The 25,105-nt window shown below is 67.6% G+C and carries 18 protein-coding genes; 11 read left to right on the top strand and 7 right to left on the bottom strand.

Annotation, left to right across the window (positions count from 1 at the left end):
• Positions 1–42: 42 nt before the first annotated feature.
• Both ABNQ40_RS09675 and smc read left to right on the top strand, forming a co-directional pair.
• On the top strand, positions 43–705 hold the full coding sequence (locus ABNQ40_RS09675) for a DsbA family protein (RefSeq protein ID WP_391346324.1): 663 nt from the start codon (positions 43–45) through the stop codon (positions 703–705).
• A 132-nt stretch (positions 706–837) separates the two neighbouring features.
• The gene (gene smc / locus ABNQ40_RS09670) at positions 838–4,299 is read left to right on the top strand and encodes a chromosome segregation protein SMC (protein ID WP_109047701.1); all 3,462 of its coding nucleotides are present in this window, start codon (positions 838–840) and stop codon (positions 4,297–4,299) included.
• A gap of 30 nt (positions 4,300–4,329) precedes the next feature.
• Here the strand turns inward: smc and ABNQ40_RS09665 are convergent, their stop codons facing one another.
• Both ABNQ40_RS09665 and ABNQ40_RS09660 read right to left on the bottom strand, forming a co-directional pair.
• Positions 4,330–5,382: a hypothetical protein gene (locus ABNQ40_RS09665; RefSeq protein WP_109047702.1), complete on the bottom strand. Its 1,053-nt coding sequence runs from the start codon at positions 5,380–5,382 to the stop codon at positions 4,330–4,332.
• A gap of 66 nt (positions 5,383–5,448) precedes the next feature.
• On the bottom strand, positions 5,449–6,729 hold the full coding sequence (locus ABNQ40_RS09660; protein WP_109047703.1) for an FAD-binding oxidoreductase: 1,281 nt from the start codon (positions 6,727–6,729) through the stop codon (positions 5,449–5,451).
• Between the two features lie 168 nt (positions 6,730–6,897).
• Here ABNQ40_RS09660 and ABNQ40_RS09655 point away from each other — a divergent pair, with 168 nt between their 5' ends.
• The 9 genes from ABNQ40_RS09655 (at position 6,898) to ABNQ40_RS09615 (ending at position 20,614) form a co-directional block, all read left to right on the top strand.
• Positions 6,898–8,241: a glutamine synthetase family protein gene (locus ABNQ40_RS09655; RefSeq protein WP_109047704.1), complete on the top strand. Its 1,344-nt coding sequence runs from the start codon at positions 6,898–6,900 to the stop codon at positions 8,239–8,241.
• A gap of 646 nt (positions 8,242–8,887) precedes the next feature.
• A complete protein-coding gene (locus tag ABNQ40_RS09650) occupies positions 8,888–11,776 on the top strand; it encodes a UbiA family prenyltransferase (protein WP_109047705.1) in 2,889 nt (962 codons plus the stop codon).
• Positions 11,777–11,837: 61 nt separating this feature from the next.
• Positions 11,838–12,212 carry an EamA family transporter gene (locus ABNQ40_RS09645; RefSeq protein WP_109047706.1) on the top strand — a complete coding sequence of 125 codons (375 nt, stop codon included), beginning with the start codon at positions 11,838–11,840 and terminating at the stop codon, positions 12,210–12,212.
• A gap of 695 nt (positions 12,213–12,907) precedes the next feature.
• Positions 12,908–14,005 carry an extracellular solute-binding protein gene (locus ABNQ40_RS09640; RefSeq protein ID WP_109047707.1) on the top strand — a complete coding sequence of 366 codons (1,098 nt, stop codon included), beginning with the start codon at positions 12,908–12,910 and terminating at the stop codon, positions 14,003–14,005.
• Between the two features lie 99 nt (positions 14,006–14,104).
• Complete coding sequence (locus ABNQ40_RS09635; protein ID WP_109047708.1) at positions 14,105–15,256, top strand: ABC transporter ATP-binding protein; 1,152 nt, start codon at positions 14,105–14,107, stop codon at positions 15,254–15,256.
• Complete coding sequence (locus ABNQ40_RS09630) at positions 15,253–16,197, top strand: ABC transporter permease subunit (RefSeq protein WP_109047709.1); 945 nt, start codon at positions 15,253–15,255, stop codon at positions 16,195–16,197. The genes ABNQ40_RS09635 and ABNQ40_RS09630 overlap by 4 nt, the downstream gene beginning before the upstream one ends.
• A complete protein-coding gene (locus ABNQ40_RS09625; RefSeq protein WP_098738030.1) occupies positions 16,194–17,027 on the top strand; it encodes an ABC transporter permease subunit in 834 nt (277 codons plus the stop codon). The genes ABNQ40_RS09630 and ABNQ40_RS09625 overlap by 4 nt, the downstream gene beginning before the upstream one ends.
• A 539-nt stretch (positions 17,028–17,566) precedes the next feature.
• Entirely contained in the window at positions 17,567–18,610 is a 1,044-nt protein-coding gene (locus ABNQ40_RS09620) for an agmatine/peptidylarginine deiminase (RefSeq protein WP_109047711.1), read from the top strand.
• A 114-nt stretch (positions 18,611–18,724) separates the two neighbouring features.
• A complete protein-coding gene (locus ABNQ40_RS09615; protein ID WP_109047712.1) occupies positions 18,725–20,614 on the top strand; it encodes an AI-2E family transporter in 1,890 nt (629 codons plus the stop codon).
• Here ABNQ40_RS09615 and ABNQ40_RS09610 read toward each other — a convergent pair.
• The 5 genes from ABNQ40_RS09610 to ABNQ40_RS09590 are packed head-to-tail and all read right to left on the bottom strand — an operon-like array spanning position 20,611 to position 25,051.
• On the bottom strand, positions 20,611–21,399 hold the full coding sequence (locus tag ABNQ40_RS09610) for a diguanylate cyclase (RefSeq protein WP_109047713.1): 789 nt from the start codon (positions 21,397–21,399) through the stop codon (positions 20,611–20,613). The two genes, ABNQ40_RS09615 and ABNQ40_RS09610, sit on opposite strands and share 4 nt — an antisense overlap.
• The gene (locus ABNQ40_RS09605; protein ID WP_109047714.1) at positions 21,396–22,349 is read right to left on the bottom strand and encodes a sensor histidine kinase KdpD; all 954 of its coding nucleotides are present in this window, start codon (positions 22,347–22,349) and stop codon (positions 21,396–21,398) included. Before ABNQ40_RS09605 ends, ABNQ40_RS09610 begins: the two co-directional genes overlap by 4 nt.
• Positions 22,350–22,369: 20 nt before the next feature.
• Positions 22,370–22,744 (bottom strand): biofilm regulation phosphoprotein SiaC, encoded by a 375-nt coding sequence (gene siaC / locus ABNQ40_RS09600; RefSeq protein ID WP_109047715.1) that lies wholly within the window; start codon positions 22,742–22,744, stop codon positions 22,370–22,372.
• A gap of 20 nt (positions 22,745–22,764) precedes the next feature.
• Complete coding sequence (locus ABNQ40_RS09595; RefSeq protein WP_109047716.1) at positions 22,765–23,310, bottom strand: SiaB family protein kinase; 546 nt, start codon at positions 23,308–23,310, stop codon at positions 22,765–22,767.
• Between the two features lie 19 nt (positions 23,311–23,329).
• The gene (locus ABNQ40_RS09590; RefSeq protein WP_247879526.1) at positions 23,330–25,051 is read right to left on the bottom strand and encodes a SpoIIE family protein phosphatase; all 1,722 of its coding nucleotides are present in this window, start codon (positions 25,049–25,051) and stop codon (positions 23,330–23,332) included.
• Positions 25,052–25,105 lie beyond the last annotated feature (54 nt).

Genomic DNA, 25,105 nt, shown 5'->3' with positions numbered 1-25,105 from the left:
GTCATTGTCTATACGTCAACATCTGGTAGGAACGAGGGCAAAGTGAACCGCAAAATTCTGGGACGCAGGTATTTCGGGCTGGCCGGGCTTCTGGCCATCGGCTTCACCGCCGCGTTCGGCACCGCCATGACCGCGGCGCCGTCGGCAGCAGAGGCCGCCGCCACCCTGCCGCCGGTGTCGGAGCTGATGGCCGACCGCGTCATGGGCGATCCGAAGGCGCCGGTGACGATCCTCGACTATTCGTCGATGACCTGCCCGCACTGCGCCCACTTCCACACCGACATCCTGCCGAAGATCAAGGAAGCCTACATCGACACCGGCAAGGTGAAGCTGATCTTCCGCGACTTCCCCTTCGATCAGGCGGCGCTCAGCGCCAGCATGCTGGCCCACTGCGCGCCGGCCGAGCGCTACTACCCGCTGACCGACGTGCTGTTCAAGAGCCAGGCGACCTGGAGCCGCGCCTCCGATCCGGCGAAGGCGCTGGGCCAGTACGGCAAGCTGGCCGGCATGAGCCAGGAGACCATCGACGCCTGCCTCGCCAACAAGGAATTGGCCGACGCCATCCTGGGCAGCCGCCTGACTGGCCAGAACCAGTACAAGGTCGAAGCGACCCCGACCTTCATCCTCAACGACGGCAAGGCCCGCATCGAAGGCGCCCAGTCGTTCGAGGAGTTCTCCAAGGCGATCGACAAGCTGCTGAAGTAAGCCTGTCTTCAAGGTCCTTGTCAGTGATACCCGCCCCCTGATCCTTCCCGGACTTTTGGTGCCGGAGGGTCGGGGGGCGGGCGACAGTTTTGCAGTGCCCGCACTCCCCGGTACACCGAAGGTTCTTTCCCAGTGCAGTTCACGCGTCTCCGCCTGTCGGGCTTCAAGTCTTTCGTCGATGCCACCGATCTGGTCATCGAACCCGGCATGACCGGCATCGTCGGTCCCAACGGCTGCGGCAAATCCAATCTGGTGGAGGCGCTGCGCTGGGTGATGGGCGAGACCTCGGCCAAGCGCATGCGCGGCGACGACATGGACGACGTCATCTTCGGCGGCACCTCCAGCCGGCCGGCGCGCAATCTGGGCGAGGTGACGCTGGCGGTCGACAACCGGTCGCGCACGGCGCCCGCCGGTTTCAACGAACATGACGAGCTGGAGATCACCCGCCGGATCGAGCGCGGGTCCGGCTCCGACTACCGCATCAACGGCAAGCTGGTGCGGGCGCGCGACGTCCAGCTGCTGTTCGCCGACAATGCGTCGGGCGCCGCTTCGCCGGCGCTGGTCAGCCAGGGCAAGGTGGCGCAGATCATCTCCGCCAAGCCGCAGGACCGCCGCGCCCTGCTGGAGGAGGCCGCCGGCATCACCGGCCTGCATTCCCGCCGGCATGAGGCCGAGCTGCGGTTGAAGGCGGCGGAGACCAACCTGACCCGCCTCGACGACGTGATCGGGGCGATGGACACCCAGCTGCAAAGCCTGAAGAAGCAGGCGCGGCAGGCTGCCCGCTACCGCAACCTGTCCGACCAGATCCGCAAGGCGGAGGCGGTGCTGTGGCATTTGCGCTGGCTTGCCGCCCAGGAGGAGCGCGCCCGCGCCCATGCCGCCTTCGCAGCCGCCGAGGCCGAGGTGCGCGACCGCATGCTGGCCGTCAACCAGCTGGCCGCGCGTCGGACCGAGGCCGCCGCCGGCCTGCCCGAGAAGCGCCAGGACGAGGCGCGGGCCGCCTCCGCCCTGCAACGGCTGGTGATCGCCCGCGAACAGCTGGACGCCGAGGAGAAGCGCGTCGCCGACCAGCAGCGCGCGCTGGAGGCGCGGCTGCGCCAGATCGCCGGCGACCTCGGCCGCGAGGAGGCGCTGGCCGCCGATGCAGGCGAGGCGCTGGCCCGGCTGATGGCCGAGCGCGACCGCCTGATCGAGGCGCAGGCCGACGAGGAGATGCTGGAGGAAGCCGCCGGGGAGGCTTTGGCCGAAGCGCGCGAGCAGGTCGACGCGCTCGACCGCGAGCTGACCCGGCTGACCGAAGCGGTTGCCACCGACGAGGCCCGCCGCGCAGCCACCCAGCGTCAGGCCGCCGAGCTGGAGACCCGCGCCGCCGGCCTCGCCAAACGGCTGGCCGAGCAGCAGGCCCAGCGCGCGGCGCTGGAGGCGGAGATCGCCGCCCGCGCCGACCTGTCGGAGGCCGAACTGGCGGTCGAACTGGCGGAACAGCGGCTGGAGCAGGCCCGCGACGCCGCCGAAGCCGCCGAACTGGCGAAGGCGGAGGCCGAACCGGCCCAGTCCCGTGCGCGGGAGACGCTGTCCGCCGCCGACAGTGCCCGCGCCCGGCTGCGCGCCGAGGAACGCGCGCTGGCTGAACTGCTGGAGGCCGGTGCCGGCGGGCAGTTCCCGCCGCTGGTCGATGCGGTGACGGTATCGCCCGGCTATGAGGGGGCGCTGGCCGCCGCGCTCGGCGATGCGCTGACCGCGCCGCTGGACACGGCGGCGCCGGTGCATTGGCGCATGCTTCCCGCCTATGAGGCCGCAGCGCCGCTGCCGGCCGGCGCCGAGCCGCTGTCGAACCATGTGCAGGGCCCGCCTGCCGCCGGCCGCGCGCTCGCCCATATCGCGGTGGTCGCCGACGCCGCCCAGGGGGCGGCCCTGGCGGCGATGCTGGCGCCCGGACAGGTGCTGGTCAGCCGCGACGGCGGGGCGTGGCGCTGGGACGGGCTGACCGTGCAGGCCGGCGCCCCGACTGCCGCCGCCATCCGCCTGAAGCAGCGCAACCGGCTGGCCGAACTGCGCGGCGAGCTGGAGCTTGCCGAGGAACAGGTCGAGCTGGCGCGCGAGGCGCTGGACGCCGCCAAGCGGACGGTCGAGGAAGCGGCCCAGGCCGACCGCCGCGCCCGCGACGCCGTGCGCGACGGCTTCGCCGCGCTGAACGCCGCCCGCGACCGCCATGCCAAGCTGGCGCGCGAGGCCGACGCCGCATCCACCCGCCTCGCCGCGCTGGCGGAGGCGGTGGAGCGGCTCGCCGCCGAGGAGGGCGAGGCCGCCGCCCGCCGCGACGAGGTGCTGGAACTGCTGGAGCAGCTGCCCGACCCGCGCGAAGGGCGGGAGCAGGTCAACGACCGGCGCACCGCCCTGGCCGAGCGCCGCGCCGTCCTGGCCGAGCGGCAGAGCGCGCTGGACCGGCTGACCCGCGAGGCCCAGGCCCGGCGCCAGCGCCTTGCCGCCATCCAGTCGGAAACCGCGTCCTGGGACACCCGCTCCGCCGGGGCCGGAGGCCGCGTCGCCGAGCTGCGCCAGCGCGCGGCGGAGGCGGAGGGCGAGATCGCCCTGCTGGCCGGCCGCCCGGCCGAGATCGCGGCGGAGCGCCAGGAGCTTCTCGACCGCATCGCCCTGGCCGAGCGTGACCGCAAGCGCGCCGCCGACGCGCTGGCCGAGGCCGAATCCCGGCTGGCCGGGACCGAACAGGCGCTGCACGATGCCGAAGCGGCGTTGGCCGATGGGCGCGAGGCGCGCGCCCGCGCTGAAGCCGCGGTGTCCGCGGCGCACCAGCAGGAACGCACCCTGACGGAGCGCATCGCCGAACGGCTGGACTGCCGGCCGGAGGACACCCGCGCCGCCGCCGACCTCGACCCCGCCGAACCGATGCCTGATGCGGGTGCGGTGGAAGCGCGGCTCGACAAGCTGACGCGCGAGCGCGAGAACATGGGGCCGGTCAATTTGCGCGCCGAGATCGAGGCGGAGGAGCTGGACGCCCAGATCGGCGGCCTGAACGGCGAGCGCGAGGATCTGACCGCCGCCATCGCCCGCCTGCGCCAGGGCATCTCCAGCCTGAACCGCGAGGCGCGCGAGCGTCTGGTCGCCAGCTTCGACGTGGTCAACCGCGACTTCCAGGAGCTGTTCACCCGCCTGTTCGGCGGCGGCAAGGCCTATCTGGAGCTGGTCAACGCCGAAGATCCGCTGAATGCCGGGCTGGAGATTTACGCCAGCCCGCCGGGCAAGAAGTTGCAGGTGCTCTCGCTGCTGTCGGGCGGCGAGCAGGCGCTGACGGCGCTGTCGCTGCTGTTCGCCGTCTTCCGGTCGAACCCGGCGCCGATCTGCGTGCTGGACGAGGTCGACGCCCCGCTGGACGAGGCGAATGTCGGCCGCTTCTGCGATCTGGTGGAGGACATCGCGCGGCAGGGCGACACCCGCTTCCTGATCATCACCCACCACCGCCTGACCATGGCGCGGGTCGACCGTCTGTTCGGCGTGACGATGGTGGAACGCGGCGTGTCGCAGCTGGTCAGCGTGGATCTGAGCCGGGCGGAGGAGCTTCGAGGGGTGGCGTAAAGGAGGAGGGTCGGCGGAGGCCGTCCGCGCTCATCCTCCCCGCTTCCACACCGTCGTCTCGATGTAGCGGCTCGCCAGGAACCGGTAGGTCTGCTTCTGCAACGCTTCCACCTTGGGCGAGCGCTCCATCGAGATGTCGTCCCAGCCGCGCAGCAGGTCTTCCCACTCCAGCAGCTTGGCGCGCAAATCGTCGCGGATCTTGCGGATGAATTGGATGGTGGGGTGGAAGTTGCGCAGCGCGCCGACGATGTCGCCGGTCTGGGCGTCGGCCTGATCGAAGATCATGTCGTATTCGCGCACCGGCTTGCGGATCAGCCCCTGCATCCGGTTCAGCTCGCTGCAGAAGGTGCGGTCGGTGCGGTAGATGGTGGCGAGCTTGCCCATCGCCTGCTCGATGCGGCGGATGTGCCGGAAGCGGTCGCGCAGCGCCTCGATGTAGGACAGTTCCTGCGCCAGATCGTCGATGCGGTCGGTCAAATACTGTTCGGGATTGTTGGTCAGCTTCAGCCGCTCGGCGATCTTGGCGAAGGCCGCCTTCATCTTCTCGTGCGTCTGCGGATCGTCCAGCAGCTGTTCCAGCTGCGACTGGTCGGAAACGATGATCTCGTTGCCGGTGAAGGAGGAGACGATCTGCATGGTCAGCCGCCCCTTGGCTGCGATGCGGTGCTTGTCCTCCACCGACCAGGAAGCGCGGCCGTCCAGCAGCTCGCCGGGAATTTCCTCGCCCGGCCGGATCTGCTTCACGAAGGCCAGCCCCTGTTCGATGACCTCCAGCAGGCGGGCGTCGTGGGTGCCGTCCTCGATCTGGAAGGACTCCATCAGGGTGGGGAAGGCCAGCGCCACCTTCAGATCGCCCAACAGCATGTTCAGCACGGGATCCTTGCTGTTCGGATCCTGGCAGAAGAAGGCGCCGGGCAGGCTGAAGACCTTGTGCTGGAAATCGAAATGCGTGTCCCGCATCGGCTGGACCAGGACATTCTCCTGCGCCGCCTTCTCGGCGATGGCAGCGTCTGGGGCGGCGTCCTTGCCCGGTGCGGCATCCGAAGAGGGGGGAGTCTCGTCGCTGCTGGAGATGTCGGTCATCGGTGGGGGCGATACTCGGCGGGGGAAGGAGGTGGATGGGGGGAGGGCATGGATTGCTTCCCCAGCCTACAGCAGATCGCGCAGACGGAACCACATCATTGCGAGGACCAGCGCCGGGGTGCGGAAGCGCCGTCCGCCGGGGAAGGGGGTGTGGGGGACGCGGGCGAACACGTCGAAGCGACCGGCGGTGCCGCTCACCGTCTCCGCCATCAGCCGCCCGGCCATGCCGGCCAGCGCCACGCCATGGCCGGAATAGCCGTGGGCATAGAGCGTGGTGGGCGATAGCCGGCCCAGATGCGGCATGCGGTTCATGGTGATGGCGACACGCCCGCCCCAGAAATAATCGACGCGGGCGTCCTTCAGATCCGGATAGATCGCCAGCATCTTCATCCGCATCGCCTGCTTCAGCCCCGGCCCATCGACGCCCGAATAGCTGACGCCGCCGCCGAACAGCAGCCTGTGATCGGCGGAGCGGCGGAAGTAATCCAGCGAGAATTTCATGTCCGACACCGCGATGTTCGTCGGCAGCAGGGTCCGCGCCCGCTCCTCGCCCAGCGGTTCGGTGGCGATCATGTAGGTCGCGACCGGCATGATGGTGCGGTCGAGCGCCGGGGCCAGCCCGCCGAGATAGGCGTTGCCGGCGAGGATCAGGTGCCTGGCCGTCACCCGTCCGCGTTCGGTGCGGACCCAGGGCTTCGCCCCGCTGTCCATGGCCAGCACGCGGCTGTTCTCGAAGATGCGAACCCTGGCGGCATCGGCGGCGCGGGCGAGGCCCAGCGCGTAGTTCAGCGGGTGCAGATGGCCGCTGCCCTCGTCCAGCAGGCCGCCGATATAGGCGTCGCTGCCGACATGGGTGCGGATGCCGGCGCGGTCCAGCCGTTGCACCCGGTCATAGCCGTACCCGTCGCGCATCTCGTGTTCCAGCGCTGCCACGTCCTGCATGTGGCGCGGCTTCAGCGCGGCATAGGCGAAGCCCCAGGTCAGGTCGCAGGCGATGGCGTGGCGCTCCACCCGCCCGGCGAGCTGGGCCTTCGCCTCCTCGCCGAACTCCCACAGGCGGCGGGCATCCTCTTTGCCGACCCAGCCCTCGATGGTCGCCATCGGCTTGTTGTAGCCGGTGATGATCTGTCCGCCGTTGCGGCCCGAGGCGCCCCAGCCGCAACTTTCCGCCTCCAGCAGAACGACGTCGAAGCCGCGCTCCGCCAGTTCCAGCGCCGCGGTCAGGCCGGTGTAGCCGCCGCCGACGATGCAGACGTCGCAGGCGGCCTCTCCCTCCAGGGCCGGGCGGTCGGGAGGGCGAGCGGCGGAGGCCGCGTACCAGCTGTTCAGGTAGGAGGCTTTCGGCATGGCCGCAGTTAAGTCCGAGCCGACGGGGGAGGTCAACGGAAAGGCGGATATTTCACCGAACCGTCATGCGGAACCCTCTGGCGCGTTCCGCCGGAACGGCGTCATAGTGTCGCTGTCGTCCACAGCACGGAGGGGGCTGCCCATAGTCCGGAGCGGTCCGCCATACCCATGGGTTTTATGGAAGACTTCATCAAGAAGAACCGCATTACCGAAGTCGAATGTCTTGTGCCCGACATGTCGGGCATCGCGCGGGGAAAGATCGTTCCCGCCGAAAAATTCCTCCGCATCCTGCGCGACCGCGGCCTGCGCCTGCCCGAGGCGATCTTCGTCCAGACCGTGACCGGTGAATTCCCCGACGACGAGGACATCACCTCGGACGAGAATTCCGACATCTACATGATCCCGGACGAACGGACGATCCGCTTCGTCCCCTGGTACACCGAGCCGACGGCCCAGGTCATCACCGACTGCGTCTATGCCGACGGCCGGCCGGTCGACGTGTCGCCCCGCCATGTGCTGAAGCGCGTGCTGTCGCTCTACGAGGAGCGCGGCTGGAAGCCGCTGGTGGCGCCGGAGCTGGAATTCTTCCTGGTCCAGGTCAACAAGGACCCCGATTACCCGCTGGTGCCGCCGGTCGGGCGCAACGGCCGGATGGAAAGCGGCCGGCAGGCCTTCGGCATCGACGCCGTCAATGAGTTCGATCCGATCTTCGAGGCGGTCTATGATTTCTGCGAGAAGCAGGACATCGACATCGACACGCTGACCCACGAGGCCGGCGCCGCCCAGATCGAGATCAACTTCAACCATGGCGACGCGCTGGAACTGGCCGACCAGGCCTTCCTGTTCAAGCGCACGGCGCGCGAGGCGGCGATCCGCCACCAGATCTACGCCACCTTCATGGCGAAGCCGATGCAGGGCGAACCCGGCAGCGCCATGCACATCCACCAGTCGGTGGTCGATACCGTCAACGGCCGCAACCTGTTCAGCAATCCCGACGGCACCGACAGCGACCTGTTCATGGCGCACATCGCCGGGTTGCAGAAATACCTGCCCTATGTGATGCCGCTGCTGGCGCCCAACGTCAACAGCTACCGCCGGCTGGTGCCGAACTCCGATGCGCCGATCAACGTGCATTGGGGCCGTGACAACCGTACCACCGGCCTGCGCGTTCCCGTCTCGCAGCCCGACGCCCGCCGGGTCGAGAACCGGGTGGCCGGCGCCGACGCCAACCCCTATCTCGCCATCGCCGCGTCGCTCGCCTGCGGCTATGTCGGCATGACCCAGGGGCTGGAGCCGAACGACCCGATCAAGGGCTCCGCCTACCGCCTCGCCTTCACCCTGCCGCGCCACCAGTCCGAGGCGCTGACCAAGTTCAACGCCTGCAAACCGCTGAAGGAAATCCTCGGCGAACGCTTCATCGACGCCGTCACCTGCGTGAAGCAGACGGAGTACGAGGCCTACAACCGGGTCATCAGCTCGTGGGAGCGGGAAAACCTGCTGCTGAACGTCTGATTGTACTCTAGGGTAACGAACTGAGGGGCTGCCGGCGGGGACATCCGCCGGCAGCCCTTTTACGTTTTTGGTTCCCTGTTCCTGCGCCGCTCCTGCTCGCCGATGTCCGTCCGCTCCGTAGCGGGTCGCACCGGCGGACTCGCCATTCGTGTGCCGTCCGGCCCCGGAAATTCGAAAGTTCGGTCCGAAAGCCCGTCCCGTCCGCGCCCTCCACCGCCCATTCTACCCCGAGTGGTGCGATCCCCCTCGCCGGCCGGTCGCCGGGCGCGGTGCTCTGCCACCACCGTGCAGCCCGATTTTGGCGGACGCGCTTAAAAACGCAAGGTCGTCGTTCATCCCTTTATGGCCGGCGGCACACGTAATCGAAGACTTTCAAAGCAAAACCACAGTGTATTTTCGACCCTGTGAGGAGAGGCAGGAGAGATGCGGTCGCCATGCGGCGGTTTGGCGCCGGTTGGGCGTCGCTGCACTTTGTTATCTCCTTTGAAAATAGTCAAGGCACGGAGCCGTAGCTTCCGCGGACATGGCGTTTCTGCCGCCGCGGCACGCCTTCGATTGCCCTGGCCGATTGCCCCGCCCGAGCGGATGAGCCGGAGCCGGGGCAGTGTCGCGACAAAAGTGATGGGCAACCGATGGATGGCCAAGCATGAGCATGCAACCTGCGATCCCGTCCCTTCGAACAGGCCTGCGAAGCGTTGGCTGGGTTCAGCGCAGCATCATCCTGGCGTCGCTGTTCATCGTGCTGACGACCGGGCTGCTGGGGCTGGCGCTGCACCGCGGCGGCCATGCCAGCAACCTGACCGACATCCAGAACCTGTTCGTGCTGGAGAACCCCGACCTGATCCCGGTCGACAGTTGGGACCCGATGATCGCCGCACTCGACTGGCTGCATGAACGGCCGGGCGAGAATGTCTATGACGGGGTGTTCTTCAAGCAGCACATCAAGTTCCAGTATCCGGTGACCTCGCTGCTGCCGCTGGAGGCGATGAAGGCGCTGGGGGTGCTGAACCTCGTGGCGTTCGAGCGGCTCAACCTGCTGTTCGTGCTGGCGACCGCGGCGGGCATGGCGATCCTGGTGCTGGAGATGGCGGCGCGGCTGCGCCTGCCCGGGGCGCGGGACGACCGGCTGACCCAGGTGCTGCTGGGCGGCTTCGGCTTCGTCGCCACCCTGTGCTTCTATCCGGTGCTGAAGGCCTTCTCGCTGGGGCAGGTGCAGGTCTGGCTGAACGCCGCCTTCGTCTTCGCCTGCATCGCCCTCTTGCGCGACCGGCGGGTGCTGTGCGGAGCCCTGCTCGGCGCATCGACCCTGATGAAGCCGCAGATGTCGCTGTTCCTCGCCTGGGCGGCGCTCCGCGGCGACTGGCGGATGGCGGTGGGATGGGCGGCGGTCGTGGTGCCGGGCGTGGCGCTGGCGACCCTGTTCTACGGCTTTGCGCCGATGATCGATTACCTCGACGTCCTGCTGTTCATCGGCCGCCACGGCGAGAGCTATCACGTCAACCAGACCGTCAACGGGCTGGTCAACCGCCTGCTGCACAACGGCAACAATCTGGAGTGGTCGGCGGAGGCCTTCGCCCCCTATCACCCGGCGGTCCATATCGCCACGCAGGTTTCCGGTCTCGCCTTCGTCGGCTTCGGCCTGCTGTGGCGGCGGCGCGACCGCGGGGCCGAGCGGATCCTGGCCTTCGTCGTCGCCGGCATCTGCTTCACCGTCGGTTCGCCGGTCGCCTGGGTGCACCATTACGGCATCCTGCTGCCGGCCTTCGCGCTCGCCTTCCTGATCCTGCTGGAGCCCGGGCTGCGGCGTCCGGCCGGGGCGGTCACGCTGCTGGCCGTGGCCTATTTCCTGGCCGGCAACGTCCTGTTCTGGCCGGTCAACACGCTGGCCGACACCCCGCTGAACGTGCTGCAATCCTACCTGTTCTTCGCCACCCTGATGCTGCTGGGCCTGATCCCGGTGCTGGCCGGCCGGCACGACCGTGCCGCCGCGGCCCTCTGGGGCGACCTGGGAACGGCCGGGCGCGGCCATGCCCCGCCGGCGGAGGAGGCTGCGCCGTCCGTCGTCGCCCTCCCGCGTGCCGCCGCCGAAACGCCGGTCCCGCCCCCGGTCACCGAGGAGCCGCCGCTGTTCGTCGATCTCGACGGCACGCTGCTCAGGACCGACCTCCTCTATGAATCGCTGTTCGGCCTGATCAAGGCGCAGCCCTGGGCGGCGCTGCTGGTGCCGGTCTGGCTGGCCGGCGGCAAGGCGCGACTGAAGGCGGAGTTGGCCCGCCGGGTGGAGATCGACCCGGCCGGCCTGATCTACAACCCCGCCGTCCTGCAACGGCTGGAGGAGGAGCGCAAGCGCGGCCGGCGGCTGGTGCTGGCGACCGCAGCCCACCACCGCTATGCCGACGCCATCGCCCGTCATCTCGGCCTGTTCGATCAGGTGCTGTCCAGCAGCGATGGCCTGAACCTGAAGGGCGAGCGCAAGCTTGAAGCGATCCGGGCGCAGGTGCCGTCCGGCATCTTCGATTACATGGGCAACGACGAGGCCGATTATGCCGTCTGGCGCGCCGCCCGCCGCGGCATCGCGGTGGACGCCGCCGCCGGGGTGGTTCGCCACGCCGCCACGCTGTGCCCGCTGGAGACCATCGCCACCCCACGCCGGCCGCGCCTGCTGCTGATCCTGAAGGCGCTGCGCCTGCACCAGTGGCTGAAGAACCTGCTGGTCTTCGTGCCGCTGGTGGCCGGCCAGAAGCTGGGGGAGGTGGGGCCGACCCTCCAGGCCATTGCCGCCTTCTTCGCCTTCGGGCTGTGCGCGTCGAGCATCTATGTGCTGAACGACCTGCTGGACCTGCCGGCCGACCGCCGCCACCCGCGCAAGCGCCGCCGTCCCTTCGCAGCCGGCGACCTGCCGCTCGACCTCGGCCTGTCGCTGATCCCCGGCCTGCTGCTGGCCAGCCTCGTCCTGTCGCTGGTGGCGCTGCCGCCGCTGTTCCTGGCGGCGCTGGCGACCTATGCCGCCTCGTCGCTGTTCTACAACCTGTTCGCCAAAAACCGGGTGATCTGGGACGTGATGCTGCTGGCCGGGCTCTATTCGCTGCGGGTGCTGGGCGGTGCCACGGCGACGGCCATCGTCCCGTCCTTCTGGCTGCTCGCCTTCTCGATGTTCCTGTTCCTCAGCCTCGCCATGGTGAAGCGCTATTCCGAAATGGACAGCATGCTGAAGCTCGGGCTGGGGCAGGCGGAGGGCAGGGGCTATGTGACCGCCGACATGCCGGTCCTGCAATCCATCGGCGTATCGGCCGGCTTCCTCTCGGTTCTGGTGATGGCGCTCTACATCAACAGCCCGGAGGTCGGGCGCGTCTATGACCAGCCGCAGGCGCTGTGGATCATCTGCCCGCTGCTGCTCTTCTGGATCGGACGGGTGTGGCTGCAAACCCACCGCGGGCTGATGCATGACGACCCGGTGGTGTTCGCCGCCCGCGACAAGTGGAGCATCGCCATCGGGCTGGTCTGCGGTGTTGCGCTGATCCTCGGCCGGGCATGAAGCCTCCTGGCCGGGCCTGAGCCGCCGCTCCCTATCCTTCCGTCATCCTTCCGGAGTCGTCATGCCCATCGCCGTCGTCGGACTGATCCTGCTGAGCGTCACCCTGTCGGCCATCGCGCAGATTTCCTTGAAGATCGGCATGTCGAGCCCCGCAGTGTCGACCGCGCTGGCGCAGGGGGAAGCCGGGCGGATCGCCCTGTCGGTGGTCGCCACGCCGCACATTCTGACCGGTCTGGCCTGCTACGGGCTGGGCATGGTGGTGTGGCTGGCGGTCCTGGCGAAGGTCGACGTTTCCATGGCCTATCCCTTCGTCGGGCTGGGCTTCCTGGTCACGCTGGCGCTCGGCATGCTGCTGCTGGGGGAGACGGTCAGCCTGACCCGCCTGATCGGCACGCTGCTGGTGGTGCTGGGCGTGGTGCTGACGGCACAGAGTTAAGGCATCGTAAACCAAACCAGAGTCCGGGCAGCAAAACAGGAAGGCGTCGTGACAATAGTCGCGCCGCCTTCTTTTGCATTGCATCAATATCCTTGGCACACGACTGTCGTGCATGCCATTGAGTACCATGATATGACGACGAGTTTCGTCACAGTATCTTTCAATTTGAAAATGGAATGACACGATTCGGGGATTGACCGGAAAGGAATGGTGGGTATAACTGACGACATATTCGCGAGCATGAATACCAGGGCACGCAATTTTAAAGACGGGCGACCCGGGTGCCGGCCGGCAGGCCGTTATCTGGGGAAAGGGTTTCCTTTGCCGGCCGCGACACTCCCTTGCGGGTTCCCCGGAACCCCTGGGGTCGCGGCCGGTCGCCATTCGTCAGCCCCAAGGCCCGGATGGGTAGCTGCGCCGCTGCCCGGCGGCGACTCCCCGGCAGCGATTCGCAGCGTTGGAGCCGGGTCTTCGCCCCGACCGGCCCGCTGCGACATTCGGTGTGTAGACGATTGATTGCGCATGGCTTCGTGGAGATGGCCGCCGCCTGCAAACCAGTCCCGCAAACCAGCCTCCGACCACGACCCAAACCGTTGACAACATGCCCGGGCGTGGGTGCAATAGCGCCCGCGAGCCGGGCCAGCCGTTGGGATGTGGCGGTGCCCGCAACACACACGAACAGGTCGGGGCAAATCATGAAAAAAATCGCTCTCAGCCTCATCGGCGCGGTCGCGGCGATCGCCATCGCCGGCCCGGCGATGGCCCAGGCCAAGAAGCCGGTCAACATCTACATCTGGAACGATTATCTGGGTGAAACGACCCTCGCCGACTTCACCAAGGCCACGGGCGCTGAGACGAAGGTCGACCTGTACGACAGCCTGGAACTGCTGGAGCAGAAGGTGCTCGTCGGAAAGTCCGGCTATGACGTGATCGTGCCGACCGCGGAGCCGACCCTGTCCCGCCTGATCCAGGCCAAGGTGGTGGGCCCGCTCGACAAGTCGAAGATCCCCAACTACAAGAACCTCGACCCGAAGGTCCTGAAGCTGCTGGAGAATTCCGATCCCGGCAACAAGTACGCCGTGCCCTATCTCGGCGGCACCGTCGGCATCGCGATCATCCCGGAAAAGATCAAGGCCGTCGCCCCCGACGTGGCGCTCGACAGCTGGGACCTGATCTTCAAGCCGGAGGTGGCGAAGAAGGTCGCGGCCTGCGGCATCACCGTGATGGATTCGGCCATCGACGTCATCCCGTCGGTGCTGAACTATCTCGGCCTCGACCCGAACTCCGAGAAGAAGGAGGATCTGGACAAGGTCGAGAAGACGCTGATGGCGGTCCGTCCCTACATCAAGCGCTTCGTCACGGGTGAGAACATCAACATCCTCGCCGGCGGCGACGCCTGCGTCGTGATGGCCTACAACGGCGACGCCATCCAGGGCGCCGCCCGCGCCGCCGAGGCCAAGAGCGCCAAGGTCGAATACATCACGCCGAAGGAAGGCGTGCAGGTCTGGTGGGACACGCTGGCGGTTCCGGCCGACGCGCCGAACAAGGACGGTGCGTACGAGTACATCAACTTCGTGCTCGACCCGGCCAACATGGCCAACATCTCCAACAAGGTCAGCTACGCCAACGCGGTGCCGGCCTCGCTGGCGACGGTCGCCGACGACATCAAGTCGAACCCCGGCATCTTCCTGCCGGCCGACAGCAAGCTGAAGCTGTTCTCGCTGAAGCAGATCAAGCAGGCCACCGACCGCGCCCGCACCCGCGTGTGGACCAAGGTCAAGACCGGCAAGTAAGCCGGACCCCCTGAGAAGCGCCGCCATGGCGCTGACCCGCCCCGGCCGATCCCCAGCGATGGGGAGCGGCCGGGGCGTTGTCATGAAAGAGGAAACCGGATGGCCGGTCAGCCGATTCGCAAGCCCACCCGCCTGGAACCGTGGCAGGACGCGGGCCAGACTCCCTATGTCCGCATCGAGAAGGTGACCAAGACCTTCGGCGATTTCGTCGCCGTGGACGAGGTCAGCCTGTCGATCTACCGGAACGAGTTCTTCGCCCTGCTCGGCGGCTCCGGCTCCGGCAAGACGACGCTGCTGCGCATGCTGGCGGGGTTCGAACAGCCGACCGAAGGCAAGATCTACATCGACGGAGTCGATATGGCCGGCATTCCGCCCTATGAGCGGCCGGTCAACATGATGTTCCAGTCCTACGCCCTGTTCCCGCACATGACGGTGGAGCAGAACGTCGCCTTCGGCCTGAAACAGGACGGGGTGGCGAAGGCGGAGATCCGCGACCGCGTGACGGAGATGCTGGGGATGGTCCAGCTCTCGGCCTTCGGCAAGCGCCGCCCGCACCAGCTGTCCGGCGGCCAGCGCCAGCGCGTGGCGCTCGCCCGCTCGCTGGTCAAGCGGCCGAAGCTGCTGCTGCTGGACGAGCCGCTGGGCGCGCTCGACAAGAAACTGCGTGAGCGCACACAGTTCGAACTGGTCAACATTCAGGAAAAGCTGGGCGTCACCTTCATCGTCGTGACCCACGACCAGGAAGAGGCGATGACCATGTCCTCGCGCATCGCCGTGATGAATCATGGCGTCATCGCGCAGGTCGGCACGCCGACCGAGATTTACGAATACCCGCACAACCGGTTCGTGGCGGAGTTCATCGGCTCGATCAACATGTTCGACGGCCGCGTCGTCTCGACCGAAGGCGATCAGGTTCTGGTCGCGTCGGAGGAGGCCGGCTGCGAGCTGCTGATCGCCCACGCCACCCCGGCGCCGGCCGGCTCGCCCGTCTCCGTCGCCATCCGGCCGGAGAAGATCGCCCTGTCGAAGGAGCCGCTGGCGGGTGGGGACGGCCGCAACCAAACGACCGGCATCGTGCGCGAGATCGCCTATCTCGGCGACGTGTCGATCTATCTGGTGCAGCTGCCGACCGGAAAGACGGTGCGCGTCACCGCCCCGAACGTCACCCGCCGCACCGAGATGCCGATCACCTGGGAGGACGAGGTGACCCTGACCTGGCGTCCCTTCGCCGGCGTGGTGCTGACCCAATGAGGACGGTCGTCTCCGTCCTCGTTTCCGGGCTCAGCCGGATCGGGCTGTGGGGCCGCGGCGTGGTCGTCGCCATCCCCTATCTGTGGCTGCTGCTGTTCTTCATGGTGCCCTTCCTGATCGTCTTCGGCATCAGCTTCTCCGAATCAATCATCGCCCAGCCGCCCTATTCGTCGCTGGTGGAATGGTTGACCGACGAGGACGCCGGCACCTCCAAGCTGCAGATCCTGCTGAACATCAGCAACTATTTCCGGCTGGGTGGGGACGACCTCTACATCCTCGCCTACCTGAATTCGCTGCGCATCGCGGCGGTGACCACGCTGATGTGCCTCGCCATCGGCTATCCCATGGCCTATGCCATCGCCAAGGCCGATCCGGCCCGGCGCGGGCCGCTGATGATGCTGGTGATCCTGCCCTTCTGGACCAGCTTCCTGATCCGCATCTATGCCTGGATCGGCATCCTCAAGGGCAACGGCGTGATCAGCAACCTGCTGGAATGGGTGGGCATCACCAGCGGGCCGGTGGAGATCCTCTATTCCGACTGGGCCGTCTATATCGGCATGACCTACTGCTATCTGCCCTTCATGGTCCTGCCGCTCTATTCGACTCTGGAGAAGATGGACCCCAGCCTGCTGGAGGCGGCGGCCGACCTCGGCTCCCGTCCCTTCAAGTCCTTCCTGTCGATCACGCTGCCGCTGTCGCTGCCCGGCATCATTGCCGGCTCGCTGCTGGTCTTCATCCCGGCGGTGGGCGAGTTCGTGACGCCGGAACTGCTGGGCGGCCCCGACACGCTGATGATCGGCCGCGTGCTGTGGAACGAGTTCTTCGCCAACCGTGACTGGCCGGTGGCGTCGGCCGTCGCCATAGCGCTGCTTCTGGTCCTGGTGGTGCCGATCATGATCTTCCAGCATGTGCAGGGCAAACAGGCGGAGGCCGGGCAATGAAACGGTTCGGGTTCCTGTCCTGGGCGCTGCTGTTCGGCTATGCCTTCCTCTATGTCCCCATCGCGCTGCTGGTCGTCTTCAGCTTCAACGAGTCGCGGCTGGTGACGGTGTGGAGCGGCTTTTCGACCAAATGGTATGCCGAGCTGCTCCACAACGACGCCCTGCTGGATGCGGCCTTCCTGTCCTTCCAGGTGGCGGCGGTGTCCGCGACGCTGTCGGTGCTGCTGGGCACCTGCGCCGGGCTGGCGCTGACCCGCTTCGGGCGGTTCCGCGGCCGCACCCTGTTCGGCGGCATGATCACCGCGCCGCTGGTCATGCCGGAGGTCATCACCGGCCTGTCGCTGCTGCTGCTGTTCGTGGCGATGGAGCAATGGCTGGGCTGGCCCGACGGGCGCGGCGTCACCACCATCACCATCGCCCACACCACCTTCACCATGTCCTATGTCGCCGTGGTCATCCAGTCGCGGCTGGCCGGCATGGACGGCAGCCTGGAAGAGGCGGCGATGGATCTGGGCGCCCGCCCGGCCAAGGTGTTCTTCGTCATCACCCTGCCGCTGATCGCCCCGGCGCTGGTCGCCGGCTGGCTGCTGGCCTTCACCCTGTCGCTGGACGACGTGGTGGTGGCGAGCTTCGTCTCCGGCCCCGGATCGACGACGCTGCCGATGGTGATCTTCTCCAGCGTGAAGTTCGGCATCAGCCCGCAGATCAACGCGCTGGCAACGCTGATGGTTCTGGTGGTGGCGACCGGCATCTTCGTCGCCAGCATCGTCATGGCCCGCCAGGAACGGCAGCGCAAACGCGACGAGCAGATGGCGATCCAGAACGGCTGATCCGGAGCGGCTGACCGGCTTTTTTGAAGCGTTCCGCAGACCTACCCATCCGCGCGCAGCAGACCTCTGCCGCCGCGGATGGCAATTGCCCGTTTCTTTTGCTATGTTGATGTCATCGTCAACAGCGAAAGAGGTCGTGCCATGCGCGCGCTCCTGTGGTTCCCCTTGTTGAGACTTGGATTTTTCAGTCCCGTTTCCACTGCCTATGCGACCAATCGTTCGGTCACCGCCCGCCGCGCCCTGCGCCCGCCGTCCGGCCTCTAGCCGGACCTCATGCCGGTTCCCTTTCCCGGCATGCCGACGCGACGTCCTTCCGCGTCTTTTTAAAATCCCTTCGCCGCAAGGCCCCTCTGCAAGACGCCCCTCTGCCATCAGGCCAAGCACCCGCTGCGGCGGACGCGATTGCCAAAGGCGCGCTCCCGTGGTTAGGGTGGATGGGGATGAAAAATGTCCCGGTCCCTTGCGGCCCGCCGACCGTTGTTCCGGTGTTGCGGCCGCGAAGGGCAGAGGATTTTGAAAAAGGGTAGAGGGATCGACGCATGACGACACCGAACGCCCCGATGCCGACGGGTGAAGGGACGGGTCAAGGCTTCCGCATGCCCGGCGAATGGGCCAGCCACAGCGGATGCTGGATGGCGTGGCCTTGCCGGCCGGAAACCTGGCCGGAGGGCGCCTTCGACGCCGCGTGCGACGCCTATGCCGAGGTCGCCCAGGCCATCTCCCGCTTCGAGCCGGTGACGATGGTGTGCGACCCGGCGGACGTGGCGGAAGCCTCGCTCGCCTGCGGCCCCGGCATCCAGATCCTGCCGCTGCCGATCAGCGATTCCTGGATTCGCGACACCGGCCCCAGCTTCGTCATCGACGGCAAGGGCGGGCTGGCCGGTGTCCATTGGGGCTTCAACGCCTGGGGCGGCAATTACGAAGGCAGCGACAAGGACCAGCAGGTCGGCCGCCTGATTCTCGACCATCTCAAGCTTCCCTGCATTTCCGCCCCGCTGGTGATGGAGGGCGGTTCCTTCCATGTCGACGGGGAGGGGACGCTGATCACCACCGAACAGTGCCTGCTGAATCCCAACCGCAATCCCGGCCTGTCGCGTGAGGAGATCGAGCAGCAGCTGAAGAACCATCTCGGCGTCGAGACGGTGATCTGGCTGGGGCAGGGCTATCAGGATGACGAGACCGACGGCCACATCGACGAGATCGCGCTGTTCGTGCGTCCCGGCGTGGTGATGGCGATCACCACCGACGATCCCGGCGACCCCAATTTCAAGATCTTCCAGGACAATCTCGACCGGTTGAAGCGCGCCCGCGACGCGAAGGGCCGCGAACTGGAGGTCATCACCATCCAGCAGCCCGCCCGCCGCGACCTGAACGGCGTGCGCCTGACCCTGTCCTACACCAACCTCTACATCGCCAACGGCGGCATCGTCATGCCGGCCTTCGAGGATCCGGCCGACGACGAGGCGTTCCGCGTCGTCCGCAAGGCCTTCCCCGACCGCGAGGTGGTGCAGATCGCAGCACTCGACATCGTCCGCGGCGGCGGCGGCATCCACTGCATCACCCAGCAGCAGCCGCTTCCCTGACGGGCCCAATCAGAGTTTGGCGGCCCTCGCCGCCGTGACGGGGCAGGCGAGGGAACGTGCCGGCGCGGCCGGTGTTCATGTCGGGCATTCTCCCTTCCGGAAAGCCCGACGATCATGGCCGAGGACACCGCTCGCCGACTACAGGCACGCCCCATCGCGGTGACGAAGGCCGCTCCTCCCGTCTCCACCCAGACGATCCTGCTGATCATCACGCTGATCGTGGTGACGCTGTATCTGGCGGCGGACATCCTGATGCCCATCGCGCTGGCGGTGCTGCTCGCCTTCGTGCTGACGCCCATCGTCACCCGGCTGGAGCGCTGGCGTCTCGGCCGCGTGCCGTCGGTTCTGGCGGTGGTTGCGCTGCTGTTCCTCGGCATCACCGGCTTCGGTGCCGTGGTGGGCAGCCAGCTGGGCGATCTGGCCGACAATCTGCCGACCTACCAGCGCAACATCCATACGAAGATCGAGTCCCTGCGCAGCGTCACCGCCTCGACCGGTGACCGCGGCGCCTTGAAGCAGGCAACGGACGCCTTCCGCGACCTGCAGCAGGAGATCGAGCGCGCCACTGCCGGCGCTGCGCCCGCCAATCAGCTGCCCGGCACCGGTCCGGCGCCGCAGGCTGGCACGCCGACGCACCGCGAACCGGTTCCGGTGCGCATCGACCAGTCCGACACCGGGGTCTTCGATTTGGTCGGCCGGGTGCTCGGCCCGGCAATGACGCCGATCGCCACCGCCGGCATGGTGCTGGTCTTCACAATCTTCATGCTGTTGCAGCGGGAGGATCTGCGCGACCGCATGATCCGGCTGGTGGGTTCCGGCGACCTCAGCCGTACGACGGAGGCGATGAACGACGCCGGCGAGCGGGTCAGCCGCTATCTACTGATGCAGGTGGTGGTGAACGTGACCTATGGGCTGCCCATCGGCATCGGGCTCTGGCTGCTCGGCGTGCCGAACCCGCTGCTGTGGGGGCTGCTGGCGACGGTGCTGCGCTTCATCCCGTTCCTGGGTCCGGTGATCGCCTCGGCCTTTCCCATCATGCTGTCCTTCGCGGTCGACTCCGGCTGGACCCTGCCGCTGCTGTGCATCGCCCTGTTCGTGGCGGTGGAGCTGTTCTCCAACAATGTGGTGGAGCCCTGGCTCTACGGATCGGCGACCGGCCTGTCCTCGCTCGCCATCATCGTCGCGGCGGTGGTGTGGACGACGCTGTGGGGGCCGATCGGCCTCTTGCTGGCGACGCCGCTGACCGTCTGCCTCGTGGTTCTCGGCCGCCATGTGCCGCAGCTGCATTTCCTGGAGGTGATGCTGGGCGACCGCCCCGTCCTGCCCGACGAGGCGAAGATCTACCAGCGCCTTCTGGCCCGCGATCCCACGGAGGCGACGGAGATCGCCGAGGAGCGGCTCGGTAAATCGACCCCCGTCGAACTGGCAGATGGCCTTCTGCTGCCCGTGCTATCGCTGGCCGAACAGGACCGACAGCGCGGCACCCTGAACCCGGAGGGCCGGCAGGCGGTGGCGGAGGGCATGGCTGGTCTGCTGGACGAGCTGGCGGACACGACCGTCCCCGGCGACGCCGCGCCGCGCGTGCTCTGCGTCGGGGCCCGCAACAATCTGGACGAGTCGGCCGCCGGGCTTCTGGCCTATCTGCTGGCTGCCCGCGGCATCCATGCCGACGTCGTGCCCTGCGAGAAGGCGTCGACCCGCGCCATCGCCAGCCTCGGCACCGCGGGAGTGGACGCGGTGGTGCTGTCCTCGCTCAACCCGTCGGCGCTGGGCCATTGCCGGCGGATGATGCGCCGTCTGCGGATGCATTTCGGCCCGCGCGTGCCGATCCTGCTCTGTCTGTGGAGCGCCCACCCGGAATCCGAGGTGCCGGAGCGGGCCAGCGCCGAGACCGACGCCAATCTGGTCGCCACCGGCATGGCCGGGGCGCTGGCGCAACTGGAGGAGCTGAACATCGGTGCCGCACCGGTACCGGTTGCCGAAGCGGCACCGTCTTCGAGTTAGGCGGCGGCCGCCCAGCGGTTGCGTCCGGCGCGCTTGGCGATGTAGAGCGCGTCGTCGGCCGCCTGGATGCAGGCGTCGGCGGTCTGCCCCTGGCGATAGGATGCAACGCCAAGGCTCAGCGTCACCGTGATGCTGCTGTCCTGATGGACGAACGGATGGTGGGCGATGAGCTGCCGCAGCTTTTCCGCGACCGTTTCGGCCTGGATCTGATCGCTGCCGGGCAACAGGATCAGGAATTCCTCTCCGCCCCAACGGGCGCACAGGTCATGCAGGCGCAGGTTCCGGCGCAGCAGGCCGGCGGTCTCCACCAGCACATGGTCGCCTGCGGCATGGCCGAAGGCGTCGTTCACGTTCTTGAAATGGTCGATGTCCAGCATGATCAGGGCAAAGCCGCCGCCATTGCGGCTGATGCCGCACAGTTCCGCCTCCAGCCGCTCGATCATCTGGCGGCGGTTCGGCAGATCGGTCAGCGGGTCGGTCTGCGATGCGGCGTGCAGCGTGCGCGCCATCTGGCGGGTGTCTGTCTGCATGCGGTCGCTGATCTTGGCGATCTTGGTCAGCTGCCGCATCAGCTTCATGTGATCGTTGGCGAGCGCGCGGAACTCCTGCATCAGCGGATGGCCGGCATAATCCTCGTTCGCCGCGAGACGGGCGACCCAATCCTGAAGCTTCTGTTCCTGCAGCATCATGCCCATCGTTCCCCGCCGCAAGGCCCAGCGCCTGGGCAAGCCCGTTACCGTCGTGCCGCCGGAATTGCCGACCTCGGAGTCGGCATCCCCTGTCATGGCGAGGTCTCCGGTACCGGAACCGCCGCCGAAGCTGCAGCCGGAGCCGCCGTGGGCGTCGTTGCCCGTGCGATCGGCAACCGGACGGTGAAGGCCGAGCCCTGGCCCGGCTCGCTCGCCACCGAGATGCCGCCGCCGTGGGTATCCACGATGCAGCGGGCAAGGTGGAGGCCAAGCCCGGCCCCGGTCGTCCCCGCCGCATTGGACGCACGGAAATACTTGTCGAACAGCCGCGCCGCGTCGGCTGCGTTGACGCCGATCCCCTGGTCCGTGATCCGTACCGTGACCTGACCGCCAGGGCCTCCACAGGGGCTGCCGGCAGCGCCGTCGCCGACCGAGAGGTCGAGGCGGATCGTGCCCCCGTTCGGCGAGTACTTGACAGCGTTTTCCATCAGGTTGGAAAACACAACGGCCAAAAGGTCGCGGTCGCCGGGAATCGGCACCGGACGGTCGAGGCCGTGCAGTTCGAACCGGTGGGCGGTGGCGGTCCCTGCCATCTCGCCCGCCAGCGCGGTCAGCATCGCCGCAAGGTCGAAGGCCACCGGCCGCGCCGCCGCGGTGCCCAGCCGGTCGTTGGTCAGGCAGCGTTCGATCAGGTGCAGCATCCGCTGGACCGCGTTGCGGATCTTGCCGACCCGCGGCATCGCCGAAACCGGCAGCTTCGGCTCCAGCTCCAGCATCTGCGAGGCGCTGTCGATGATCGCCAGCGGCGTGCGGAATTCGTGGCTGACCATCAGCACGAACTGCCGCTGCTGGCGCGCCATCTCCTTGGTCTCGGTCTGGAGACGGTCACTGATCTTGGCGATCTTGCGGAACTGGCGCAAAAGCTTGCCGTGCCGCTCCGCCAGCGTCTGGAATTCCGCCAGCAGCGGGTTGCCGGCATTGGCCGGATCCTCGGCCAGCCGCTGAACCCACTGACGCAGTTCCTGTTCCTGCGACCGCATCGTCATCCCGGATGTTCAGTGTGCCGTCAATGGGCCAGAATTTCGAACGGCAGCGACACGTCTTCGGCGAACTCCTCCGCCATGTCGAGCGCGCGGTCGTTGTCGCTGTCGTAATGCCAGCGCACCGACACCGTCTGACCCTTCTGGTGCGAGCCGTCCAGCATCTCCAGCACGTCGATCATGCATTTGATGCTGCTGGTGTTGAGGTAGCTCAGCCCGATGTCCAGCACCACCGCCGGGGCAGGGGCCTTCAGATAATCCTCCAGCCAGTTGAACACCGGCGCGTAGAAATCGAAGGAGTTCTCCGGATAGGATTCGCCTTCGATGCGCAGCAGCCCGGCCGCCGGATCGAAATCGATCAGGGGAGAGCAGGAGGTTGCCTCGATCCGCAAACTGTCCATTATGTGTATTCCGTGATTTCTTATAGCTGCACTTCAAGGCTGAAGAAGAAATAGGTGTCATCCACCGCGCGCAACGAATATTCCAGCGGCCGGGTGGCCTTGCGCGCCATGTCGATCAGGCCCAGCCCGGCGCCGCTGGCGCCCGCCTCGCGCGGCTTGCGCGACTGTTCCTTGTAGACCGCCTTCAGGCCGGCCTTGTCCAGGCCGCGCAGCTTCTCCAGCATCGCCGACAGGCCGGGGACGTCGTCCGCCTCCACCAGATTGCCGGAGCTGACGACGTAATGGTCGTCCTCCTTGCCGATCACCACGATGCCGCTGTTGGCCGGGATCGGCCGGCCCAGCGCTTCCCGCGATGCCGTGTAGTTGCGGACATTCTGCGCCTGCTCCACATAGACGGAGAAGACGTCCATGATCGCCGACTTTTCGATCCGCTCATTTTCCAGATGGTTGCGGACCGCCTTGCCCAGCTCTTCGATGACGCTGTGGCTGAAAGGGCCGCTGAAGCAGATCAGCAGCTTCTGCCGCGACAGCAGCTCCTGAAGGTTGAAGAGTTCGTTGCCTTTCATCGTACCTTGACGACCTGCCTTACGGGTGAACGGGGTGGGATGAGGATGCGTCGGGCGCGGATGCCGCCGCAAGCACCGGTGTTGCGGCCGGTGCAGCGGCCGGTGAAACGGTGAAGCCGACCAGGGTGATGTCGTCGCGCTGCGCCCGCTCGCCCTGATGCCCGGCCAGGGCCTGCGCGAAGGCGGCCCGGCGCTCCGTCATCGGGATTGCGTCATGCTCCAGCAGCATCGCGGTGAAGCGGCGGTTGCCGAAGCCGAAGCCGCGGGTACCGCCGGCCTGATCGAGGAAGCCGTCGGTGGTCAGGTAGAAGCTGCGGCCCGGCGCCAGTTCCACCCGGTGGGTGGTGAAGCGGTGGCCGCTGTCGGACCGGCGATAGCCCAGGCTCTGCGCATCGCCCTTCACTTCGCCGACGGTCCCGCCGGCTGTGCCGGCATTGGGACTGTTGCTGGCAGCGCTGTCGACGATGTGCAGGCCGATCCGGCCGCCGGCGAACAGCAGGTCGCCCTTGTCCGGCCGCACCAGGCACAGCCCGATGTCCAAGCCATTGTCGAAACGCGGGTTGTCGCGCCCGCGGGCCAAGGCGGCGCGCACCATGCGGTTCAGCCCGCCCAGGATCGTCGCCGGATCGCTGTCCGGCGTTTCCGACAGCACATGGTCCAGGATGGCCGACACCGTCATCGTCATGAAGGCGCCCGGCACGCCATGGCCGGAACAGTCGGCAACGCCGATCAGGAAGCGGCCGTCCTCCAACTCGCGGAAGATGTGGAAATCGCCGCCCACCACGTCGCGCGGACGCCACAGCACGCAGACGCCGTCGAGATGCCGCGCCATCTCCCGCTCGTCGGGCAGGATGGCCGATTGCAGGAGGCTGGCGTACTGGATGCTGTCCATCACCTGCCGGTTGACCACCGCCAGCTGCTCGTTGGACTGGCGCAGCTCCTCCGTCCGTTCGGCGACGCGCTGTTCCAACCGCTCGGTATAGTCGTGGACGGTTTCCGCCATATGGTTGAAGGCGACGGTCAGCTGCCCGATCTCGTCGGCGCGGGTGTTGCGCAGACGGACGCGGTAGTCGCCGGCGGCGATGGCGCCGGCGGAGCGCGTCAGCCGGGCGAGCGGCGCCAGCACCAGCCGGTTCAGCAGGATGCTGATCATGCCGATGACGGCGAGCAGCGAGAAGAAGACCAAGCCTGCCATCGGCGCCAGCGCGGTCATGGTGGCGCTCTCCGCCTCCTCCAGCGAATAGGTCATGCGCAGCAGGCCGACCATCGTGCGCTCGCCGTTGCTGCCGGACATGACGATCTGCTTTTCGACGGTCGTCAGTTCGGCCCGGCCGGCTGGACGCTCCAGCGCCACCAGCGGCTCGCCATGGCCGCCGCGGCCGCCGGACGCCGCCCACACCTTCACGCTGCGCACCGCCGGGTCCTCGGCCAACAGGCCGCGGATCATCCCCTCCACCGCGCGGGTGTCGAATTCCCACACCGCCTGCCCCATGGCCGACGCCTGGAGCGTGCCGACCAGGGTCGCGCGGTGGGTCAGCGCCTCCCTCTGCTGGCGGCCGACCAGGACGGAGGAGACGCCCATGGCGATCAGCCCGACCAGCAGGGTGCAGCCGACGATCATCAGGATGACGCGCGTCAGCAGCGACGACCCGCCGGCACGGACCACCTCGTCGCCCGACCCCTGGGGGCCGGCGCCGCGCAGCGTATAGGATTCGGTGTCGTCCCATCCCGTGACGCTCATCCACATCCTCCTGACCCGGCCGATCGGGCATTCCGTGTTCATGGCGGGTTTCAA

The organism is Azospirillum sp. A23 (assembly GCF_042938965.1).
GTDB lineage: Bacteria > Pseudomonadota > Alphaproteobacteria > Azospirillales > Azospirillaceae > Azospirillum > Azospirillum melinis.
The sequence above is the reverse complement of the archived record's forward strand: the minus strand, read 5'-3'. Positions and strand labels throughout refer to the sequence as shown.

Excerpts from the sequence above, each read along its gene's own strand:
- ABNQ40_RS09595 (WP_109047716.1), bottom strand. The coding sequence starts at position 23,310 with ATGAAAGGCAACGAACTCTTCAACCTTCAGGAGCTGCTGTCGCGGCAG.
- ABNQ40_RS09645 (WP_109047706.1), top strand. The coding sequence starts at position 11,838 with ATGCCCATCGCCGTCGTCGGACTGATCCTGCTGAGCGTCACCCTGTCG.
- ABNQ40_RS09630 (WP_109047709.1), top strand. The coding sequence starts at position 15,253 with ATGAGGACGGTCGTCTCCGTCCTCGTTTCCGGGCTCAGCCGGATCGGG.
- ABNQ40_RS09620 (WP_109047711.1), top strand. The coding sequence starts at position 17,567 with ATGACGACACCGAACGCCCCGATGCCGACGGGTGAAGGGACGGGTCAA.
- ABNQ40_RS09640 (WP_109047707.1), top strand. The coding sequence starts at position 12,908 with ATGAAAAAAATCGCTCTCAGCCTCATCGGCGCGGTCGCGGCGATCGCC.
- ABNQ40_RS09660 (WP_109047703.1), bottom strand. The coding sequence starts at position 6,729 with ATGCCGAAAGCCTCCTACCTGAACAGCTGGTACGCGGCCTCCGCCGCT.
- ABNQ40_RS09590 (WP_247879526.1), bottom strand. The coding sequence starts at position 25,051 with ATGAGCGTCACGGGATGGGACGACACCGAATCCTATACGCTGCGCGGC.
- ABNQ40_RS09655 (WP_109047704.1), top strand. The coding sequence starts at position 6,898 with ATGGGTTTTATGGAAGACTTCATCAAGAAGAACCGCATTACCGAAGTC.
- ABNQ40_RS09650 (WP_109047705.1), top strand. The coding sequence starts at position 8,888 with ATGAGCATGCAACCTGCGATCCCGTCCCTTCGAACAGGCCTGCGAAGC.
- ABNQ40_RS09625 (WP_098738030.1), top strand. The coding sequence starts at position 16,194 with ATGAAACGGTTCGGGTTCCTGTCCTGGGCGCTGCTGTTCGGCTATGCC.
- ABNQ40_RS09610 (WP_109047713.1), bottom strand. The coding sequence starts at position 21,399 with ATGACAGGGGATGCCGACTCCGAGGTCGGCAATTCCGGCGGCACGACG.
- ABNQ40_RS09605 (WP_109047714.1), bottom strand. The coding sequence starts at position 22,349 with ATGACGATGCGGTCGCAGGAACAGGAACTGCGTCAGTGGGTTCAGCGG.
- ABNQ40_RS09665 (WP_109047702.1), bottom strand. The coding sequence starts at position 5,382 with ATGACCGACATCTCCAGCAGCGACGAGACTCCCCCCTCTTCGGATGCC.
- ABNQ40_RS09615 (WP_109047712.1), top strand. The coding sequence starts at position 18,725 with ATGGCCGAGGACACCGCTCGCCGACTACAGGCACGCCCCATCGCGGTG.
- siaC (WP_109047715.1), bottom strand. The coding sequence starts at position 22,744 with ATGGACAGTTTGCGGATCGAGGCAACCTCCTGCTCTCCCCTGATCGAT.
- ABNQ40_RS09635 (WP_109047708.1), top strand. The coding sequence starts at position 14,105 with ATGGCCGGTCAGCCGATTCGCAAGCCCACCCGCCTGGAACCGTGGCAG.